The sequence below is a fragment of the Desulfobaculum sp. genome (genome assembly GCF_054921475.1).
In genome coordinates, this window is sequence record NZ_JBUDSW010000354.1 from 1 (window position 1) to 2,843 (window position 2,843).

The 2,843-nt window shown below is 61.1% G+C and carries 1 protein-coding gene; it reads right to left on the reverse strand.

The genetic code is table 11. From position 1 onward, the window contains the following. Positions 1-64: 64 nt before the first annotated feature. A partial coding sequence (locus tag ACY69P_RS15805; protein WP_462328178.1) for a PAS domain S-box protein occupies positions 65-2,843 on the reverse strand: 2,779 nt, incomplete at its 5' end.

Consider the following 2,843-nt stretch of genomic DNA (forward strand, 5'->3'; position numbering starts at 1 on the left):
CTGCCAGAGGGGAAGCCTTGAGCGGGCGAAGGGCGGGTAGCGATGGCGCGCAGACTGCGCCGCGCTACGGGTCGAGTTCGTCTATGGCGGCGGTGTAGTCCACTACTTTGTTCCGGCCTGTGCGTTTGGCGTGGTACAGGGCGCGGTCGGCCTTGACCATGATGTCCTCAAGGGGGCGCGCTCCGGCAATTTCGGTGTGCAGGCCAATGGAAACGGTGAAGGAAATAGGCCCTTCGTCGGTCTCCACGGTGGTTGCCTCCAGCTGGGAGCGCATGCGTTCGGCCACATGCATGGCGTCGTCGCGGTCCGTTTGAATGAGCAGGGCGCCGAATTCCTCGCCGCCAAGGCGGCCAAAAACATCGTTCTCGCGCAGGATGGTGTTGCAGGTGCCGACCATAGAGCGCAGCACGTCGTCCCCGGCCGCGTGGCCGTAGGTATCGTTCACGCGTTTAAAGTGGTCGATATCCAGCATCATGATGGTCAGCGGCAGGGAGTAGCGCCGGGAGCGCTGGAGTTCCTTTTCCGCCTTGTCCAAAAACGCGCGGCGGTTGGCCGCTCCGGTCAGCGGGTCCGTGGTGGCAAGGCGTTTGAGTTCCTCCTCCAGACGGCGGCGCTCGGTGATGTCGATGACGGAGACAATAACCTTGCCCCACGATTCCTCGTACCCCGGCGCAACGCTCAGGTGGATGGTGACGTATTTGGTGTCGCTCATCAGCGTCACCTGAGGCGCCTCAAAGGTTTCGCGCAGTTTGCCCTTAGCCAGCGCGATGAGCTGCTGGCGGAACGAGACGATATTGTTGGAGGTAAAAATATTCTGCAGGCCCGGCAGGATGTCATATTTGGTGTCCGCGTCGAAAAGGCGCAGGGTGGCCTCGTTGACTTGCAGCAGCTGCACAAGGGCGGCGCACTGCTGCACGGCTTCGTCATTACTCATGAAGTAGCGCTCGAAGTCCTCTACGCCGTTGGCCGCAAGGTCGTCGATATAGTGGCGCACAAGGGAGAAGTCCGCCTCCCACAGGGAGATGGGCGAGTTTTCGAACAGGCCGCGGTAGCGGGCCTCGCTTTGGCTCAGGATGGCGTTGGCGCGCTTTCTGTCCGTGATGTCGCGGCAGATGGATTCCACAGCCACAGCCTCGCCGCGGTCGTAGATCATCTGCATGTTGCACTCTACGGTGATGATTTGGCCGTCCTTGCGGCGCAGGGGCAGCTCCCGCAGGCGGATTTCGCGCTTTTCGCGCAGTTCGTCGTGCAGGGTGTTGCGGCAGTCCGGATCCACGTAGATGTCCTGCACATTGAGGGCGAGGATTTCTTCGGCCGTGTAGCCCAGCAGCGTGGGCAGGGCTTTGTTGATGAGGATGGGCCAGCCTTCAAGGTCGCCAAGGTAGTAGGCGTCCTGCATGTTTTCAAAGATGCGCCGGAACTTTTCTTCGCTGAGGGCCAGTGCCTGCTGGATGCGGTTTTTTTCCGTGGTGTCGTGCACCACGGAAAAGAGCAGTTCGCGGCCCTGATACATGATGGGACCGGAGTAGACGTCCACATCGCGGATTTCGCCCGAGGCAAGGCGGTGGCGGAAGTGGAAGCGCTCGCGCGCTTCGTCTCTGGCGCGCTGCATTTCGGCGTTGATTTCCTCGCGCGTTAGGACGTTGATGTCCGCGATGTTTTTCGCCAGCAGTTCATCCTTGGAATAGCCGTAGTAGTCGCAGGCGGCGGGGTTGGCGTCGTAGAGTTCGCCTGTGTCGGGCGAGATAATGAGCATGATGGAGTGGTTGTTCTGGAAGAACGTGCGGTGGTATTCCTCGCTTTGGCGCAGCAGGTGCTCGGAGCGCTTGCGGGCTGTGGTGTCCCGTATGGTGGACATCACCACGTCGCCGTCCCCGAAGTTGAGGCGGCGCAGGAAGATTTCTATGTCCAGGGTACTGTCGTCCTTGGGCCGGCGGCCTTTCCATTCAAAGAGCTGCGGCTCGCCGTCCAGCGCCTTCTCCCAAATGAGCGGCAGGAGGTTCTTGGGAATGTCGTACGACGACAGGTCATGGATGATGGACATACGCCGCGCTTCGCGGTGGGTGACGTTGAACATGTGGAGCATGGATTCGTTCACGTCCAGAATGCGGCCCTTGAGGTCATGGATGATGATGGCGTCGTGGGCGCTGTCGAAAATGCGGCGGAAGCGCTCCTCTGACCGGCGCAAGGAGAGCTCCGCATCGCGAAAGCGCGTCACATCGTCCAGAATGACAACAATGGAGGAGGTGCGGTTTCCTTGCCCCGTTGTGTGGCAGTCCGCGAGGGGCAGGCAGGTGATGTCGAAACAGCGCTCGCCTTGCTTGATGGAAAAGCCCGATGATGGACGGCACACACCGGATGCAACCGGCGTGGGCAGGGCGCCGCGTAGCCACGGTAGGATGTCTTCCAGCCGGGGCGAGGCATCGGCGCTGTCGTCCTCCACATCGGGCTGGGCGTCGTGCTCCGTGTTGTACTGCTCATGCACCAGCAGGGTGGCGGCATGGTTCATATTGAGGACGTGGTGGGCTTCATCCAGCAAAAAAATGGGCGAGGGCACGTTCTCGAAGAGGTTGATGTACTCCTCGTTCTCGTGCTGCAGTTGCTGGTAGTGGCGCTGCGCCTCGACGTTCTCCGGGTCGTAGACGGTGTCGAACCATGTGCCGCACAGGGCGATTTCAAAGGCGTCGAAACAGCGCAGCACGTAGCGGACGCGGGGTTCGCAGTGGGTGGGGAATTTGTGGCGCACAAGGTCCACCAACGCCTGCCGGAACCATTTGCACAGGGTAAAATAGCTGCGCGGGGAGCTTTGGGAGTGATGGCAGCGCCGGACTTCCTGCCGGGCC